Source organism: Nocardia sp. PE-7 (genome assembly GCF_030486425.1).
Taxonomy (GTDB): Bacteria; Actinomycetota; Actinomycetes; order Mycobacteriales; family Mycobacteriaceae; genus Nocardia; species Nocardia salmonicida_A.
The window spans coordinates 2,442,568-2,457,970 of the sequence record NZ_CP129614.1; the positions used below are offsets into that span (position 1 = coordinate 2,442,568).

Annotated in this window: 14 protein-coding genes; 3 read left to right on the forward strand and 11 right to left on the reverse strand. The window is 65.0% G+C overall.

What is annotated here, in order from left to right; all coding sequences use genetic code 11:
• Nucleotides 1-8: 8 nt before the first annotated feature.
• From QX204_RS11425 to QX204_RS11440, 4 genes are all read right to left on the reverse strand, one after another.
• Nucleotides 9-755, reverse strand: a complete 747-nt coding sequence (locus QX204_RS11425; protein ID WP_301906657.1) for an ABC transporter ATP-binding protein — start codon at nt 753-755, stop codon at nt 9-11.
• Nucleotides 752-1,549: an ABC transporter ATP-binding protein gene (locus QX204_RS11430; protein WP_301906658.1), complete on the reverse strand. Its 798-nt coding sequence runs from the start codon at nt 1,547-1,549 to the stop codon at nt 752-754. Before QX204_RS11430 ends, QX204_RS11425 begins: the two co-directional genes overlap by 4 nt.
• Nucleotides 1,539-3,551 (reverse strand): ABC transporter permease, encoded by a 2,013-nt coding sequence (locus QX204_RS11435; RefSeq protein ID WP_301906659.1) that lies wholly within the window; start codon nt 3,549-3,551, stop codon nt 1,539-1,541. The genes QX204_RS11430 and QX204_RS11435 overlap by 11 nt, the downstream gene beginning before the upstream one ends.
• Nucleotides 3,552-3,639: 88 nt before the next feature.
• Nucleotides 3,640-4,902, reverse strand: coding sequence for an ABC transporter substrate-binding protein (locus QX204_RS11440; protein ID WP_301906660.1), 1,263 nt, complete (start codon nt 4,900-4,902; stop codon nt 3,640-3,642).
• 822 nt (nt 4,903-5,724) lie between these two features.
• Between QX204_RS11440 and QX204_RS11445 the strand changes: the two genes are divergently transcribed.
• The gene (locus QX204_RS11445; protein WP_301907969.1) at nt 5,725-6,480 is read left to right on the forward strand and encodes an alpha/beta fold hydrolase; all 756 of its coding nucleotides are present in this window, start codon (nt 5,725-5,727) and stop codon (nt 6,478-6,480) included.
• A gap of 38 nt (nt 6,481-6,518) precedes the next feature.
• Here the strand turns inward: QX204_RS11445 and QX204_RS11450 are convergent, their stop codons facing one another.
• On the reverse strand, nt 6,519-7,424 hold the full coding sequence (locus QX204_RS11450; protein WP_301906661.1) for an oxygenase MpaB family protein: 906 nt from the start codon (nt 7,422-7,424) through the stop codon (nt 6,519-6,521).
• Between the two features lie 225 nt (nt 7,425-7,649).
• On the opposite strand from QX204_RS11450, the gene QX204_RS11455 reads away from it, so the two are divergent.
• Nucleotides 7,650-8,282: a TetR/AcrR family transcriptional regulator gene (locus QX204_RS11455; RefSeq protein WP_301906662.1), complete on the forward strand. Its 633-nt coding sequence runs from the start codon at nt 7,650-7,652 to the stop codon at nt 8,280-8,282.
• 17 nt (nt 8,283-8,299) lie between these two features.
• On the opposite strand, the gene QX204_RS11460 is transcribed toward QX204_RS11455, so the two are convergent.
• From QX204_RS11460 to QX204_RS11480, 5 genes are all read right to left on the reverse strand, one after another.
• On the reverse strand, nt 8,300-9,274 hold the full coding sequence (locus tag QX204_RS11460; protein ID WP_301906663.1) for an oxygenase MpaB family protein: 975 nt from the start codon (nt 9,272-9,274) through the stop codon (nt 8,300-8,302).
• Nucleotides 9,275-9,418: 144 nt separating this feature from the next.
• Nucleotides 9,419-9,643 carry a hypothetical protein gene (locus tag QX204_RS11465; protein ID WP_301906664.1) on the reverse strand — a complete coding sequence of 75 codons (225 nt, stop codon included), beginning with the start codon at nt 9,641-9,643 and terminating at the stop codon, nt 9,419-9,421.
• A 38-nt stretch (nt 9,644-9,681) separates the two neighbouring features.
• Nucleotides 9,682-9,852 carry a hypothetical protein gene (locus tag QX204_RS11470; RefSeq protein ID WP_301906665.1) on the reverse strand — a complete coding sequence of 57 codons (171 nt, stop codon included), beginning with the start codon at nt 9,850-9,852 and terminating at the stop codon, nt 9,682-9,684.
• A gap of 349 nt (nt 9,853-10,201) precedes the next feature.
• Nucleotides 10,202-11,383: an acyl-CoA dehydrogenase family protein gene (locus QX204_RS11475; RefSeq protein ID WP_301907970.1), complete on the reverse strand. Its 1,182-nt coding sequence runs from the start codon at nt 11,381-11,383 to the stop codon at nt 10,202-10,204.
• Between the two features lie 259 nt (nt 11,384-11,642).
• The gene (locus QX204_RS11480; protein WP_301906666.1) at nt 11,643-12,926 is read right to left on the reverse strand and encodes an MFS transporter; all 1,284 of its coding nucleotides are present in this window, start codon (nt 12,924-12,926) and stop codon (nt 11,643-11,645) included.
• Between the two features lie 112 nt (nt 12,927-13,038).
• Between QX204_RS11480 and QX204_RS11485 the strand changes: the two genes are divergently transcribed.
• Entirely contained in the window at nt 13,039-13,884 is an 846-nt protein-coding gene (locus tag QX204_RS11485) for a winged helix-turn-helix transcriptional regulator (RefSeq protein ID WP_301906667.1), read from the forward strand.
• A gap of 25 nt (nt 13,885-13,909) precedes the next feature.
• On the opposite strand, the gene QX204_RS11490 is transcribed toward QX204_RS11485, so the two are convergent.
• A complete protein-coding gene (locus QX204_RS11490) occupies nt 13,910-15,340 on the reverse strand; it encodes an FAD-dependent monooxygenase (RefSeq protein WP_301907971.1) in 1,431 nt (476 codons plus the stop codon).
• Nucleotides 15,341-15,403 lie beyond the last annotated feature (63 nt).

Sequence of the window (15,403 nt, forward strand, 5' to 3'; positions counted from 1 at the left end):
TGGCGGTGTCATCCTTCGGCATTTCCGAAGTAGGCCGCCTCGACCATATCTCGGCGGCCGCGGAGCTCGGCCGCGGAGCCGGACAACACGGCCCGGCCGTGATGGAGCACGACCGCCGTATCGGCGATCGACAACGCCAGTTCGATGTGTTGTTCGACCAGCACCACGGCCATGTGCTGGTCGTCGGCGATCTGACGCAGCCGGGGGAGCAGGCCCTCCACGGCGATCGGCGACAGCCCGAGGCTGAGTTCGTCGACGAGCAGGATCTTGGGTGCGCACAGCAGCGCTTTCGCCAACGCCAGCATCTGTTGTTCGCCGCCGGAGAGTGTGCCGCATCGGCGCGAACGCATCGACCGCAGCGCGGGGAAGTAGTCGAAGACGTCATCGACGGAGGGGCCGTGCTTGCGGCGGGCCAGGCGCAGGTTGTCGTCGACCGACAAGCGGTGGAAGACGCCCCGGCTGTCGGGAACCAGGATGACGCCGCGGCGCGCGTTGGCCTCCACCCGTCGGTCCAGCGGTTCGCCGAGCGCGGTGATGCTGCCGGACAGCGCAGGCAGCGCTCCGACCGACGCGAGCAGCGTGGTGGTCTTGCCTGCCCCGTTCGGACCCAGGAGTGCGAGGATCTCGCCCGCTCGCACCTGAGCGTTCAGATCGCGCACGGCGGGTACACCACCGTATCCGACGGTGAGCCCTTCGATGTTCAGGGCGGGCTCCACCTCGATCACTGGCGTCTCCGGCATCGCCGAGGTGGTCATTTGCGCTCTCCTACCGGTCGGGCCGCGTCGTCGGCGTCGGTGCGGGTGGTGCCGAGATAGGCGGCGATCACCCGTGGGTCCTCCCGAATTCGGCCGGGCTCGCCCGCGGCGATGACGACACCGAAATCCAGCACGTAGAGCCGCGAACAGGTATCGAGAACCAGAGACATGTCGTGGTCGATGAGCAACACCCCAACACCCGCGGTGGCGATGCGCCGCAGATGCTGACCGAAGTCCTGGCTCTCGTGCGTGTCGAGTCCAGCGGCGGGCTCATCGAGGAGCACCACCTTCGAACCGCCGACCAGCGCGCGCGCCACCCCGACCAATTTCTGCTGGCCCAGGGTCAATTCGCCGGGACGCTGGTCGGCGACGCCGGGCACACCCACCAATTCCAGTGCTGCGTCGATGATCTCGCTCGGCGGCGCCGAACCGCCGATGATGTCGGCGAACAGCATGCGCAGACCGGTCGGCTGTATCGCGACGGCCAGATTCTGCGCAACCGTGAGGTCGCCGAAGAGCTCACCCGCCTGCCAGGTTCGGGCCAATCCGGCGCGTCGTCGTCGATGCGTGCCGAGTCGGTCGAGCGCGACGCCTTCGAGGGTGACGTTTCCGGTGTAGGGGGTGAACCCGGTGACCGCGTCGACGAACGTCGTCTTTCCCGCGCCGTTGGGTCCGATCAGACCCACGATTTCTCCGGGGCCGACGGCAATGTCGATGTCGGTGTTGGCCGCGACACCGCCGTAGCGAACCGACAATCCGTGGGTCCGCAACAGGGGTTGCACGCTATCGGACATGCGCTACTGCCTTCTTTCCCGACTCAGCGGCTTGGTCGCCGGTGATCTCACGGCCGCTTCGGCGTGGGACCCTCGCGGTGAGCCACTCGATCGCCGAGGCCACCGCCCCCGCGACGCCGACCGGATTGAGCACGGCCATCAGCAACAACACTGTCGCGGCGATGACCTCGTAGTATTCGCCGAGTTCGAGTGTTTGATTGAGGAATACGTAGCCGACTCCCAGCGGGCCGATGGTGCCGGCGATGAACGCACCCGACACCGAGGTGATGCCACCGACGTAAGTCATCGCCAACAGCGTCAGGCCGATCATCACGGTGAACGAACCCGCCGAGAGCTGGCCTCTGCTGTAGCCGATCAGGCAACCGCCGATGCCGGCCAGGAACGCCGAGACAGCGAAGCCGAGCAATTTCGTTGCGGCGACGTCGATTCCGACCGATGCCGCTGCTCGCTCGTTGGACCGCACGGCCAACATCGCCCGACCGGTCGCGCCCGCCATGATCCGCATCACCGCCAGCGTGCAGAGGGCGACGACCACCAGGACCATCAGCGAAAAGGGCAGCGTGACAAGGTTGGTGCCGTCGCGAACCCCCAGGTCGATGCCGAACAGGGTGGGGTCGGTGATGATGTTGCCCTGCGCGGGAGTCAACGAGGGGTTGTTGAAGACGAAGCTTTGAATGGCCAAGGCGGCGGCCAAGGTCACCACCGCCAGTTGGGCGCCACGGATGCGCAACGCCGGCACCGCGACCAGAATGCCCAACGCGGTGGCAGCCAAGGCGGCTGCGACGATGCCGAGCGGAAAGGGGACGTGCCATTCGGTGGACAATTTCGACAACGCGAAGCCCGCTGTGCCGGCGAAAGCCATACTGGCCAGCGAGATCTGACCGAGGTAACCGGTCAGCAACACCAGTGACAGCGCGATCAGCGACAGAATGATCGAGGTCACCACGCCGTAGCGCCACGTCCCGGTCGTCGCGACGATCGCGACGATCGCGACTGCCAGCACCGCGATGGTCGGGGTGATCTTGACCCGGGGGATACGCACGGCGGGCATCTTCACCGCCCCGAGTGACCCGCGCGCCGGTATCCGGCCGCCGAGCAGGAACAACGCCACGACAACGATGACGAACGGTACAGCGTCGGAGAGCCCGGACTGCGCCCAATTCGGCCACCAGTCCTTGGTGTCGATCCAGAGGATGACCGCCTGGAACGAGCCCAACGTCAATCCCGCCGCACAGGCGACGCCGAAGGAGGACAGTCGGCCGACCAGTGCCGCCGCCAGCGCGGGGATCACATAGAAGGTGTAGCTCGTCTCGTTCAATCCGATGGTGAAGGCCGCGAGCACTCCGATCAGTCCGCACGCGGCGCCGGTCAGCGCCCAGACGATCGCGGCCAGCCGGTCGGGCGAATACCCGGTCAGTCGTGCGGCGAGTTCGTCTTCTGAGCCCGCGCGAGTCGCGATGCCGACAGTGGTGAGCGTGAAATAGGCCCGCAGGCCGACGGCGATCACGATCGCGATCGCGGCCAACACGAGATCGGAGACGTTCACCAGCGCACCGGCCACAGTCACCGTGCTCTCCGGCAGAATCGGTGTGGCGAAGAGGTTTTCGGTATCGAACCGCAGTCCCACCAACGCCTGGATGAACAGCATCAGTCCGACCGAGGCGACCACCTGTGCCAATACCGGCGCGTGACGCAGGGGCCGGAACACCACCAGGTGCGCCAGCAACGCCCACACCGTCGCCGAGGCGATTCCCAGTGCGATCGCGGCCACCATGGGTGTCGGGTGATCTTCGCTGCCGAGCGCGATGCTGCCCAGCGGCAGGACGAATATCCCGTCGGTTCGCAGGGCCGCGACGACATAGACCGCCCACAGCGCGAACGCGCCCTGCGCGAAATTGATGATTCCCGTCGCGGCGTGCACACCCACCAGGGATGTGGCCAAGACCGCGTAGACCGCGCCGGTCGACAGACCTAGGAAGACGAATTGCAAGAACTGGCCCATGTGCCCTGTTTTCTGTGGATAGCCCAGGCCCCGGTGGACAGGTCGCCGATAGTGCGAGCGCCCTGTCCACCGAGGTCATCCGGATCGGTTACGCCGCACCCGGAATCAATTTGAGGACCTCGGGGCTGGGCGTGATGTACCCACCGGAGACGGGTGTCGTCTTCTTGTCCCCGGTCACCTCGAACAACAACATGTCGGTGGTGCAGTTGGGCGTCGTTGCCTTGCCGCAGTTCAGCTTCGGGCCGAGGAAACTCTGGTAGTCGACGAGCCCCTTGAGTGCGGTGAGGATCGCCGGACCGGTGAATTCGGCAGGCGGGGCGGCGGTGAGTGCCTTGGCGAGATCGACGAGGGTGGCGAAGGTGCCGTACGCGTAGAACCCGGCCGTTCCACCGGCATTGTCGATGAATTGTTCGGCTGTCTTCAGATTGGATTTCGCGGGCTCGGGAGCCGAGTCGATGGCAGGCGGCAGCCACACCGGCGAATAGGACTGAGCACCGACGGCCTGTGCGCCCATCACGTCGACGTATTCCGTGCACGCGGCCAGAAACACAGTGCCCGAATACTTCACGGACTTCAGTGCTTGGGCCAGCTTGTTGCAGGTGTTGTCGTTGGGCGCGGTCATCAGACCGCCCGCGGCGGGAGAACCGTCCGCGATCGTCGACGCGAGCGCGGTGAAGTTCGGTCCCGCCGGCGGATAGTAGGCACTCTTGACTTCGATTCCCAACTGTTTGCCCAGCGGGGTCAAAAGGCCGTCGAACACCTGATGTGCCTGGGGCAGATCGGAGTTGACCAGGGTCAACGAGTTCTTGCCCGCCTGCTTCAGCGATTGCAGGAATCCGACCAGGAATGCCGCGGGCGGCGGACCGAAGAACACGCGGTTCTCGGGAACCGCGCCGGTAGCGGTATTGAAGGGAATCTGGCCGATCAGCGGAATCGCCGCGGACGTCAAAATCGGCATCGCCGCAGCCGATTCGGCGTTGTAGCCGTCGACCGCCGCCACCACGCCTGCCTGCACGAACTGATTGGCGCACGAGATCGTGGATTCCGGCGAGGTGTTGTCGATACCGCAGTCGACGATCTCGATCGGGCGGCCGTTGATCCCGCCGATCTGGTTGTTGATGTACTCGACCGCCGCGTTCCTGCCGGTGGTCACACCCGCCTGGGTAGCCGGGCCCTTCGAGGGATTGAACAAGCCGATCTTGATCGGGGCGCCGGCCGCCTTGACTCCCGGCGCGATGGCGGTCGTGCTGCCGCCCGCCTCGGAACTGCTGTCGTCACTGCACGAAGCAACGGAGAACACACACGCTGCGGCCACCGCAGCCGCGGCAATCCGGCGAGAATTACTGGCCATTCTGAATGCCTTTCCAGGCCGGTTGTCCTGGCGAACAGCGCCGGTCAACCCGTCGATCTCATGTTCGACGCCCGATCGCCTGTTCGGCGATTCCGGCGACCCGACCGCTACTTGTGATCTGAGCCACTAGAAGCTAACCCAGCCTTACAGGGGTGTCAAGCTGAATTCGGAACCTTTTTTCGGCGCGAAATGCGAGGTGAGACGCCCTATCTCGCAGACTTCAACCGCGGGGTGGGCCTCGGGAATCGAGGGGGCCCGATGGTCTGAGGGCATGTGGATTTGCCTACTGGGTTCGGCTTCGGCCAGGAGTGTGCAACGAACTGGGAGTGCCGCCACGCCGATGTGGCCGGTCCTCGGTGGACTACAACGGCGACCATGCCGCCGCAGGCTGTGTGGAACAACCATAAAGTTATCACTGATTCTGTCATGATGCGGCTGGAGGTGGAGGGATGACGGCGGTGGGCCAGGGTGTCGCGTCACCCCCGACGGCACGGGCCGCAGGCTGTGAATCCCCTCAGTTCGACGCACTTCTGGTTGGGGTTCGCTCAGTATGCGGATCCCCTTCTTCGGTCATCCAGGGTTTCCGCGCGTTCTGCTTGTCGTCGCCCGATCGGGGCGATAAGTTATTGACCATTCCAATGGTCAGGTCGTCCATTTCGCCTTGTCACGCGATGGATTCAGCTCCCGTGGCACACGGCTCAGCCTCGCCCGCGCCATTTCCATGCCGATAAGCTTGTCTGCCCTGGAGGATTCGTGAATTCCCGATCAACGTACCGTCGGCGGCTTTTCGCCACCGCGACAGCCTTTCTGGCCCTCACCGCAATGGCCGCCGCGCCGGTTGGTGCCGCGCCCCCGGCAACGCCGACGGTAGTGCTCGTGCACGGGGCCTTCGCCGACTCCAGTAGCTGGGTGAAGGTGGTCGAAGAGCTCAGCGCGCAAGGAATCCCGGTGCGCACATTCGACAATCCGTTGCGCAGCGTGTCCGCGGACGCGGCCGCGCTCACCACATTCCTCGCGACCATCGACGGCCCGATCGTGCTGGTCGGTCACTCCTATGGGGGGTCGGTCATCAGCAACGTCCACGACCCCGATGTGACGGCGAACGTCTTCGTCTCCGCGTTCGCGCCCGCCGAGGGCGAAATCTTGCAGCTGCTGCTGAATCCGTTCATGTACCCGGGCAGTCTGCTGCTGCCGCCCGCCGTGCTGGTCACTCCGGTCGTGGATTCGACCAGCCCGATCGGCATCGGCATCGACGGGTTCATTCCGGAGGTCTTCTTTCATCAGGTCTTCGCCCAGGACGTGACGCCGGCGGTCGCCGCCGACATGTACACCCACCAGAAAACGGCTGCGCTGCAAGCTGATCTCGAACCCAGCGGTCCGCCGTCCTGGACGCAGACTCCGAGCTGGTATCTCGTCTCGACCCAGGACCGAGTGATCCCGCCCGCGCTACAGCGAATGATGGCGGGGCGTGCCGCGCCCGGACGTACAGCAGAGGTCGACTCCTCCCACGCCTCCCCGGTCTCGAGGCCCGACCGTGTCGCCGCTGTGGTGCGCGATGCCATCGCCGGAACATCCTGACCTGTCGGAACACGGCCACCGATAGTGGTCAGCGGGTGTCAGATCGGGCAACCGCCGCTGCGCTCGGTGGGCGGCGAGAAAGTGTGCAGCGCGTACTTGCGATGCACATGCACGAGCTTCTCGTACTGGAGTCGGTTGTACGCGAGTGGCGCCAGCAACACTCGATCCGGCAGAAGTCGCCACGCCGTCTGCAACACCGCGGTGTAGACGGCGAATTCCACATCGTGGCGCGGGCGCAGCCGGAAACCGGTGAGTGCCTGCATTTCCGGAACCATCGCCTTGGACGAGCAGACTTGAATGACGTGACCCACGATCGGGCGAATGAGCAACCACAACGGCGACAGCGCTGCTCGCGCGGGCGCCGACATTCCGATCGTCGGCAGCGGCAGTCTCGTGAGCGCGGCGAACTGTTCCACCAGGAAGGGGCTGGACTGTAATTCGGTCTCGACCATCCGGTCGTAATAGGCGGTCGCCTCCGCCAGCGTCGCGGGCAATTTCCCGGCTTCGGCGCGCAGTTCCAGGCCGGAGAACGATTCTCGCAGCAGTTGATAGGCCGCTTCTTGTTCCGCGGGTCGCAGCACGGTGCCGGTGCAGTAGGTGAAGGTTCGCAACGCGAGGTAGACGCCACTGAGGCCGACCCACACCCAGGCATCAGGATTCAGTGCGCTGTAACGGATCTCGGAATAGTCACCCGTGCCGTTGCCGTGGACGTCGCGGTGTCTCGTCTTGAGCCAGTCGGCCTCGGCGGCTCGATCGACCGGGTCGCCCCAGAAGGCCAGCAATGACGAGAACCCACTGCGCACAACACGATTGGCGAAGTTGTCGGCGAATCTGCCGGTTCGATCCACCGCGGCCGCAACGGGCACCAGGGCTACCTGATCGAACGCCGCACCCGCGAAGACGGCGGACAGGGCGCTGGCGGTGTGTTTGCGGAACTCGGTCATCACCTCGGGTCGGATCGAGGTCTGTGTGGCTGGGAATTGTTGAGAGTCCAGTACCTCTCGAATCTTGGCGTCCCGAGTCACTTCTCCACCTCTTTGTGATAGTAGTACTGACATCAGACTATCATTCGGTCTCGGATATCGGCAGTGGCGCGCAGTCGCGTCCCCGCCCCCGCGGGCGGCCGCGCTCCACTCGAGATGGCCGAATCAGCCGGTAGGGTGTCAGCGGTGAACGACCATCCAGCGCCCTTGCCCGAATCCTGGGCCGAGCTGAGTCGACTGGACGCCAAATCCCGGCGCATCGTCGACGCCGCTCGCGAGTCCTTCGTACAGGTCGGTTTCGAAGATACGACCATGGTGCACATCGCCGACGGCGCCGAAGTGGGCGTCGCGACGGTCTATCGCAGGTTCGGAACCAAGTCGGCGATCGTCCGGTACGCGCTGATGGCCGAGGCCGAACGGGTCGGCGACATCATCTACGAGGCCATGCGGACATCGGCGGGCCCGGTCGGTGCGCTCGCGGAGATGTTCTCGGCCTTCGTCAGTGAAGCTTCCGCGCCACGGCTGCTGACGCGAAATCTGCGCACCTCGGCCGCCGCCGAACAGATGGCCGATTTCGTGACCGGTGACGAATTCGTCGATCACGGGCGCATCGGTGTCGCCCGGTTCATCGCCTACTGGCAGCAACGCGGCGAGCTCGGCGACTTCGATCCCGACGTCGTGGCCGAGCTGTTCGTCAGACTGACCATGTCCTTCATCTCGAATCCGGGTGGGGTACTTCCGCTCCATGACGCCGATGCCGCACGCGATTTCGCCCGGCAGTACCTTGCTCCGCTGCTGTTCCCACACGCCATTCGATAGCGTGCAGGTGGGGCGGGCTACTGCTTCGGGCGCACTTTGTAGGCGGCCGATTTGAGCTCCCGCTTCTTCATCCGCTGGATGGACTGGTGGTGCTTGCGCGCATGGTAGGCGATCGGAAAATAGGTCAACCGTTCCGGCAGTACGCGGTAAGCGAACCGGATCACCGTGTAAATCCGCTCCAGGCTGCGTTGTTCGGCGCGGCTCCATTCGACGCCGATCATGGCTCGCAGCCGCGGGTCCAAGAGGCCGACGATGGACAGGTAGTTGAATCGCAGCATGGGCAGCATCGCCAAGCGCAACACCCGATCCGCCGGAAACGGCATCTTCGCCAACTGGTCGATCTCGCCGTCGCGCAGCTGCCGGAACTCCTCGCGCACATCGTCGGTGGCGCACAGTACGTCGCGGACCATGTGCTCGTAATAGGTGTCGAACTCGGCTCTGGTCTGCGGGTAACCCTTCATGGGCACCTGCAATATCCGCGCGATGCGGAGATTGTCGGCCAGCAACTCGTCCAATTCCGCAGCGGTGAACTCGCGCCCGATCAGTAGCGGTCCAGCCTTGGCGGTGGTGACGTAGGCGGTGGCGATAACCCATTGGTAGGCATCAGGATTCAGGGCGCTGATGGATTTTCCGTCCGCGTTCTTCATCCGCAACGGTTCGTGCAGCGAGCGCAGGCGTTGGCCTTCCTTGATCGCTTCGGCCCCGCCGTAGGTCCAGCGCAGCACCGAGTCGACCGACCGAATGGCGCGTCCCGCCGGATCGGTACGCGAGACCGAGTACTTGTCGACGACATCGCGGATGGTCGGGTGCAGACCCTGCATGGCGAAGGCGGCGCCCTCGACCATGAGGTAGGTCCAGTGGCCGACCATCTCGGCGGTCATCGAATCGATGGCGACCAGCTCGATCGGGTCCGCGGGATCGATGGCGACTCGCACGCTGCGAGGTTCGGATTCGTTGCCGGATCCAGCATTTCGGTGAGTGGTGGTGGTCATCGTCTTCCTTCTGTCTCCGGAGATCGGCGTGTTCCAGGTGGTGGCGGCCGGATGCGGATCTCGCCGCGGCCGGGATCGCACACGATCAGCGCGAGGGCCGGATGACATGCAGACCGCTGTGATAGATGTACTGCCACGAAGCTATCAAAATGCCTCGGCGTATGGCCCAGTATTCGGAGTTTGATCGACAAAGAAGCAATAGGCGCTCGACAGGTGCGCTCGGTCGAGCGCAGGCTTCGTTGCTGTGTATGCGCCGTCGCGCAACGTGATGATCCGATCGGTGCGTTCAGCGGCCTGCTGGCCGTGGGTGACCATCACGACGGCGCGTTGCCCGGAGGTGTCGTGAGCGATGGTGGCGAGCAGGTTCATGAGGGGCCGACCGCTGGCGAGAGCTCATCGGGACTCGATCACGGGTCCAGCCACAGCGCCTCGCAGGGCATTCGACGGTTCGGGAGAAACCCATCGCTGATCTCTATGGCGACGATGGAGGGATGCGGATGGGATAGCCTGTCGCGCAGGTAGTTCCGCACAGCGGTGCGGCAACCGCAGAAATCCACCACCAGGTCGGCACTGATCACTCGCAGGTGAGTGTCGGGTTCCTCGGGGCGAGGCGATCGAGACAGTGGCATCAGCCTTTACTGTCGACAATCGTGCCGGGGCGCCCGTGCGCGCGGTAGGCCTTCGGGGATAGCGGGCATAGCTCGACTGCCGACATCGTGTGACCTCCCGCTTCGGCACCGAGTATGGTGAAATGATCCATTACTTAACCCGGTTCTCATGTGGCATCAGTGTCACATAGGTAGTGATATAGGCCATATTGTGCTAGATACTCTAGCTGTTTCGCGCTGGAATTGATAGTAACTTAGCGCATGGGAGGAAGATCTCGAAATCTGGGAATTCCCCTCGCCCGGCCGACTGGGATGGTGCTCATGAGGTCCGTCCGTCGGCTGCGCGAAGCGCTCGACGTGCGATCGCCCACCGTAGAGTCTCCAAGGGGCCGTCGTCTATGCGGTACAGCCGAACCTCGCGGTACAGCCACGACAGGGGAGCGTCCTCGAAATTACCTGGCGCACTGCAGATCTGCAGCGACCGATCGACCACCCGTCCCACCGCCTCGGCAACGAATGTCTTCGCGATCGAGGTCGCCTGCGCCGACGGCTCGCCCGCATCGAGCAACAGGCACGCCCGGTCCACCAGTCCCCGGGACGCCGCGATATCGATCTCGTTGTCGGCGATCAACTGCTGGACCATGCCGAGATCGCCCAGCCTGCCCCCGGACGACGACTGGGTCGCGGCGCGCGCCACCGCGATGTCAGCAGCGCGCCGCGCTGATCCGAGCCAGCGCATGCAGTTGGTCAGCCTGGTGTTCCACAGTCTGGTCTGGGCGTAGTCGAATCCGCGGTCCACCTCGCCAAGGATCATGTCGTCGCTCACCTCGAGGTTCTCGAAGATCAACTCCGACTCCCGCGCGAACACGGTCGCCCGATCATGCTGCACCCGTAAACCGGGTGCGCCCGCGTCGACGAGGAACATCGTCGCTCCGCCCCGGGAATCCGGCTCGCCGCTCGTGCGTGCCACCACGATGGCGAACGCGGCGCCGTCGGCGCCGGTGACGAACCATTTCCGGCCGTTGATCACCCAGCCGTACCTGGTCTTTTCGGCAGTCGTGCTCAGGGTGGACGGGTCGAACCCATTGCCGGGCACCGGCTCTGTCATCGCGAAACACGACCGGATTCGGCCGGTTGCCAAGGGTCGCAGGTATCGGTCCTGTTGAGCCGGCGACGCCAAGCGTTCCAACAGGTGCATATTGCCCTCGTCGGGTGCCGCGCAGTTCTGTGCGATAGGGCCGAACAGCGAATACCCGGAAGCCTCGAAGACGGGCGCGCGATCACGCATGTTCAGTCCGAGGCCACCGAACGCCGCACCCACTTGAGGCGCGAAGACTCCCGCCGTTCTCGCCGCAGTCTGCAACGCGCGCCGCACGTCGCCGGGTAGGTCGTGCGCATTCCCGCCGTGTTGCTCCTCGACCGGCAAGATCAGCTGTCGCACCAGCAACTCGGTCTTCTTGGTCAGATCAGCGACCACCGTCGCAACGCCGTCGCCGGTCATCTCGGCCACTCGGTGATCGTGGCGCTTGCCGCCCACATCGCACGCGCCGACGGCGTTCGGGCGACATCGACGAAGGTTGCGGACATCATGGCCTCCTCGGCACACGCCGACTTCGACGTAAGCCCCAATAAGTTAATGCATATTCTTGCGTGAAGAGCCCAATTATTGGCCATGAATAGCGTAGTAGTCGACTACATGTGGCCTATGTTACTGAGTATTCGCCCAGTGAGGGGCTGGTGAACCTGATGGACCTCGGGACTTATCGGAGACGGGAGCCGGCGGTTCCGAGGCCGGCCGCAGTGAGGCAGGCGAGGGCAGCGGTGATCCAGAGGGGAGTGTAGGAGCCGTTGATATCGCGGATCAGTCCGCCGGTGAGGGCCATCGCGCCCGCACCGAGTTGGTGGAAGACGCTGATCCAGCCGAAGGTCAGGGCGCTGTCGGCGCCGAAGTAGTGGCGGCACAGGGTCAGTGTCGGTGGCACTGTCGCGACGTCGAGAATGCCGAATACCACGGCGAAGACGACGAGGTCCGGCGACCATCCGCTGGTGAACAGCACCGGAAGAAGGGCGAGGGACAGGCCGCGGCCGAGGAAGAACACCGCGAGCAGCAGCCGCGGTTCGATCCGGTCGGTGAGCCACCCCGCGGAGACGGTGCCGAGAATATTGGCGACGCCGATGATGGCCAGCAGGCCCGACGCGGCGGTGGCGGCCATGCCGTGATCATGCGCGGCCGGGGTGAAGTGGCTCCACATCAGGCCGTTCGTGGTCGCCCCGCACAGCGCGAACATCGAGGCCAGGACCCAGAATCGACTATCGCCAAGGGCGCGGAGCAGGGCGGCGATCGTGCGGGCGAACGGGTTGACCTGGCGATCCGTGCAGACCGGTTCGGTGTCGGGATCGGCGCCGTACCGGACGACGCCGACCGCGGCGGGGCTCTCGCGGAGGAAGAACAAGACGCCGAGCAAGGCCACCGTCGCCAGGGCGCCGCACGCGAGAACGGGTGCGCGCCAGTCGGAGCGTTCGAGCAGTACCGACAGCAGCGGCAGCATCGCGAACTGGCCGAATACGCTTGCCGCGGTGAGTATTCCGGTGGCCAGACCGATCTTTCGGTAGAACCACCGATTCGCCACCGTCGCGGCGAACACCGTGGTGATCGATCCGGTCCCGACGCCGATGGCGAAGCCGAACCACAGCACGAACCAGATCACCGACGGGGTGAACGTCGCGGTGAGAACCGAACTCACGATCAGCGCGAGCAGTGCGTACGACGTCACGCGGCGGATGCCGTAGCGGTCCATCATGGCCGCCGCGAACGGCCCGACCACCCCGTAGAGCACCATGTTCACCGCCACGGCCGCACCGATGCCGGTGCGAGTCCACCCCTTCGTCGTGACCAGCGGTTCGGTGATCAGGCCCGCGATCGTGGCGAAACTCCCCGCCGCGACGAGCGCGAGGGCGGCCACCGCCACGATCGTCCATGCGGGATGAATACGGGGCACTCGCCGGTTCGGGCGCTGCTCGATATCGACTTCGGAAATACTCACCGGAATCCTTCGCGTTGCTCGACGTCCTTACCCTCGGTTCTATCAACCACTGAACGAAATCGACAGTATGCACAATATTGTCCATTTGGACGAGTTGGATACCATCGAGCGTATGGCTGATGAGGACGAAGTCCGGGCCCCGATCGTGCGAGCGATGCGGAGTTGCCCTGTCGAAGTGAGCATCGCCGTGCTCGGCGGCGCGTGGAAGATGACCATCGTCAAATACCTGCTCGACGAGCCCCTGCGCTACGGCGAACTACGCCGCAAGGTCGGCGAGGTGACCCCGCGCGTACTCACGCGCCAACTACGCGAGTTGGAACAAGACGGCATCGTGAACAGGCACGCCTTCGCTGAAGTCCCACCACGCGTGGAGTATTCGCTCACCACCACCGGGAAAGCGCTGCGCGGCTTCGTCACCGAATTGAACCGATGGGGAGCCGAATACATCGAGGGTCTGGCGGGTGATCGGGTCCGGCATCATGGCGCCATGCGAATCAGCGTCACCGGGCACACGAACATCACCGCCGACACGGTCCCGATCGTTCGCGCGGCGATCGCCGATCTGATCGCCGACACCCCGAATCTGGTCGGCATCTCGTGCCTCGCCCGCGGCGCGGACAGCGTGTTCGCCGAAGCAGTCCTCGACGTGGGAGGCCACCTCGAGGTGGTACTGCCGTCGCGCGATTACCGAGCAGCGAAGGTGAAACCGGACGCACTGGAACAGTTCGACACGCTCATCGAGCGAGCCACGACGGTTCGGGTGATGGACTTCGACACCGCGGGTCGCGAAGCCTACGAGGCCGCCAACGAGGTCCTCGTCGGCGCGGCGGACCGGATGATCGCAGTGTGGGACGGCAAGGTCGGCGAGCGTGCCGGCACCGGGACAGTCGTCGCCCTGGCGCGTGAGCGAGGTGTTCCAGTCGATGTGGTGTGGCCGCCCGGCGCCGAGCGCGGCTGACCGCGTCCCGTCGGCCCGGGTGGCATCAGTCGGTGGGCTTGCCGAACCAACGGCAGAGGTGGTCGTTCAGGTCGTGCTGGTGCTCGCCGATCCAGGCGACGTAGCCGTCGGGGCGGAGCAGGAGAGCTGGGATATCCAGTGGCACAGTGGGATCGGTGATGGCATCGACACGGTCCGACCAGCCGTTGACGTTCAGGCGTTCGGTGCGGTCCAGCATCAGGCCACGGCCCTGATGTAGCCGGTCGTACAGCCTGCCCTGCTTCAGATCGATGTCTGGCAGGCGGCGGCCGAGCAGATCGGGCCCCGCGCCGAGGTCGTAGCGGATGTCGATCGCGGTGATCTTCGCGACCAGGTAGCGGTTCACCTCGTCGATATCCATCAGTTCGGTGAGCAGTCTGCGTACGGCCCGCGCACCTGGTTCGGTGGACGACAGCGCTACCTGGGCGCGGGTGTTGTCCAGCACCTCCGCGGCGACCGGATGACGTTCGCTCTGGTAGGTATCCAGCAATCCTTCCGGCGCCCAGCCGTGGACCTGTGCGGCCAGTTTCCAGCCGAGGTTGACTGCGTCTTGCACACCCAGGTTGAGGCCCTGACCGCCGGCGGGCGGATGGATATGCGCCGCATCGCCCGCCAGCAGCACCCGGCCGACCCGATAGCGCTCGGCCAGTCGGGTGGCATCGCCGAAGCGCGACAGCCACCGCGGGGAGTGCACGCCGAAATCGGTTCCGGCGATGGCGCGCAACTGCTGCCGGAAATCCTCGAGGGTGGGCGGTTCCGTGCGATCCTCGTTGACTCCCGCAGCGGGGATCACGACGCTATAGATCCCTTCGCCGAAGGGCCGGAGAATGAATCGTTTGTTCGTATCGCCGATTTCGGCCACCTTGGCGGCGATCTCCTCAGACGGCACACCCACTTCCATCTCGCCCATCAGCGTCTCGGTCCGCGCGGGCTCGCCCGGGAAGCCGACGCCGAGCAGTTTGCGCACCGTACTGCGCGCGCCGTCGCAGCCGACGAGATACCGCGACCGCAGCCGCTCCCCGCCGACCAGTTCGACGGTCACACTTTCGTCATCCTGCGCGAAACCGGCTACCGCACAACCACTCCGGACCTGCGCACCCAGTTCGATCGCGTGTTCTTCGAGCAGATGGTTGATGATCGGCTGCGGGATTCCCAGCTGATAGGCGTAGGCGGAATCCAAGCCCTCGGGCGTGGGTGTCGCGATGGCGGCGAAGACTCCGCCCACCGGACGCTGTCGTCCGCGTTCGAGAATGCGATCCAGCAGTCCGCGCATCGCCATCAGTTCGAGACTGCGAATATGCAGACTGACGATGCGCACGTACGACGCCACCGGCTCGGGTTCCTTCTCCACGACGAGTACCCGCACATCGTGCAGCCGTAGTTCGGCGGCCAGCATCGCGCCGGTCGGTCCGCACCCGGCAATGATCACATCGAACATGAACCACCCATTCGCCCAAGTCTTGCCCACCCAGTCGCCGGTGCGTTCCCTCATCAGCCACCA

Coding starts and splice junctions, on each gene's coding strand:
- QX204_RS11430 (WP_301906658.1), bottom strand. CDS start 1,549: ATGTCCGATAGCGTGCAACCCCTGTTGCGGACCCACGGATTGTCGGTT.
- QX204_RS11445 (WP_301907969.1), top strand. CDS start 5,725: ATGGCCGCCGCGCCGGTTGGTGCCGCGCCCCCGGCAACGCCGACGGTA.
- QX204_RS11490 (WP_301907971.1), bottom strand. CDS start 15,340: ATGTTCGATGTGATCATTGCCGGGTGCGGACCGACCGGCGCGATGCTG.
- QX204_RS11460 (WP_301906663.1), bottom strand. CDS start 9,274: ATGACCACCACCACTCACCGAAATGCTGGATCCGGCAACGAATCCGAA.
- QX204_RS11425 (WP_301906657.1), bottom strand. CDS start 755: ATGACCACCTCGGCGATGCCGGAGACGCCAGTGATCGAGGTGGAGCCC.
- QX204_RS11435 (WP_301906659.1), bottom strand. CDS start 3,551: ATGGGCCAGTTCTTGCAATTCGTCTTCCTAGGTCTGTCGACCGGCGCG.
- QX204_RS11485 (WP_301906667.1), top strand. CDS start 13,039: ATGGCTGATGAGGACGAAGTCCGGGCCCCGATCGTGCGAGCGATGCGG.
- QX204_RS11450 (WP_301906661.1), bottom strand. CDS start 7,424: ATGACCGAGTTCCGCAAACACACCGCCAGCGCCCTGTCCGCCGTCTTC.
- QX204_RS11440 (WP_301906660.1), bottom strand. CDS start 4,902: ATGGCCAGTAATTCTCGCCGGATTGCCGCGGCTGCGGTGGCCGCAGCG.
- QX204_RS11475 (WP_301907970.1), bottom strand. CDS start 11,383: ATGACCGGCGACGGCGTTGCGACGGTGGTCGCTGATCTGACCAAGAAG.
- QX204_RS11465 (WP_301906664.1), bottom strand. CDS start 9,643: ATGAACCTGCTCGCCACCATCGCTCACGACACCTCCGGGCAACGCGCC.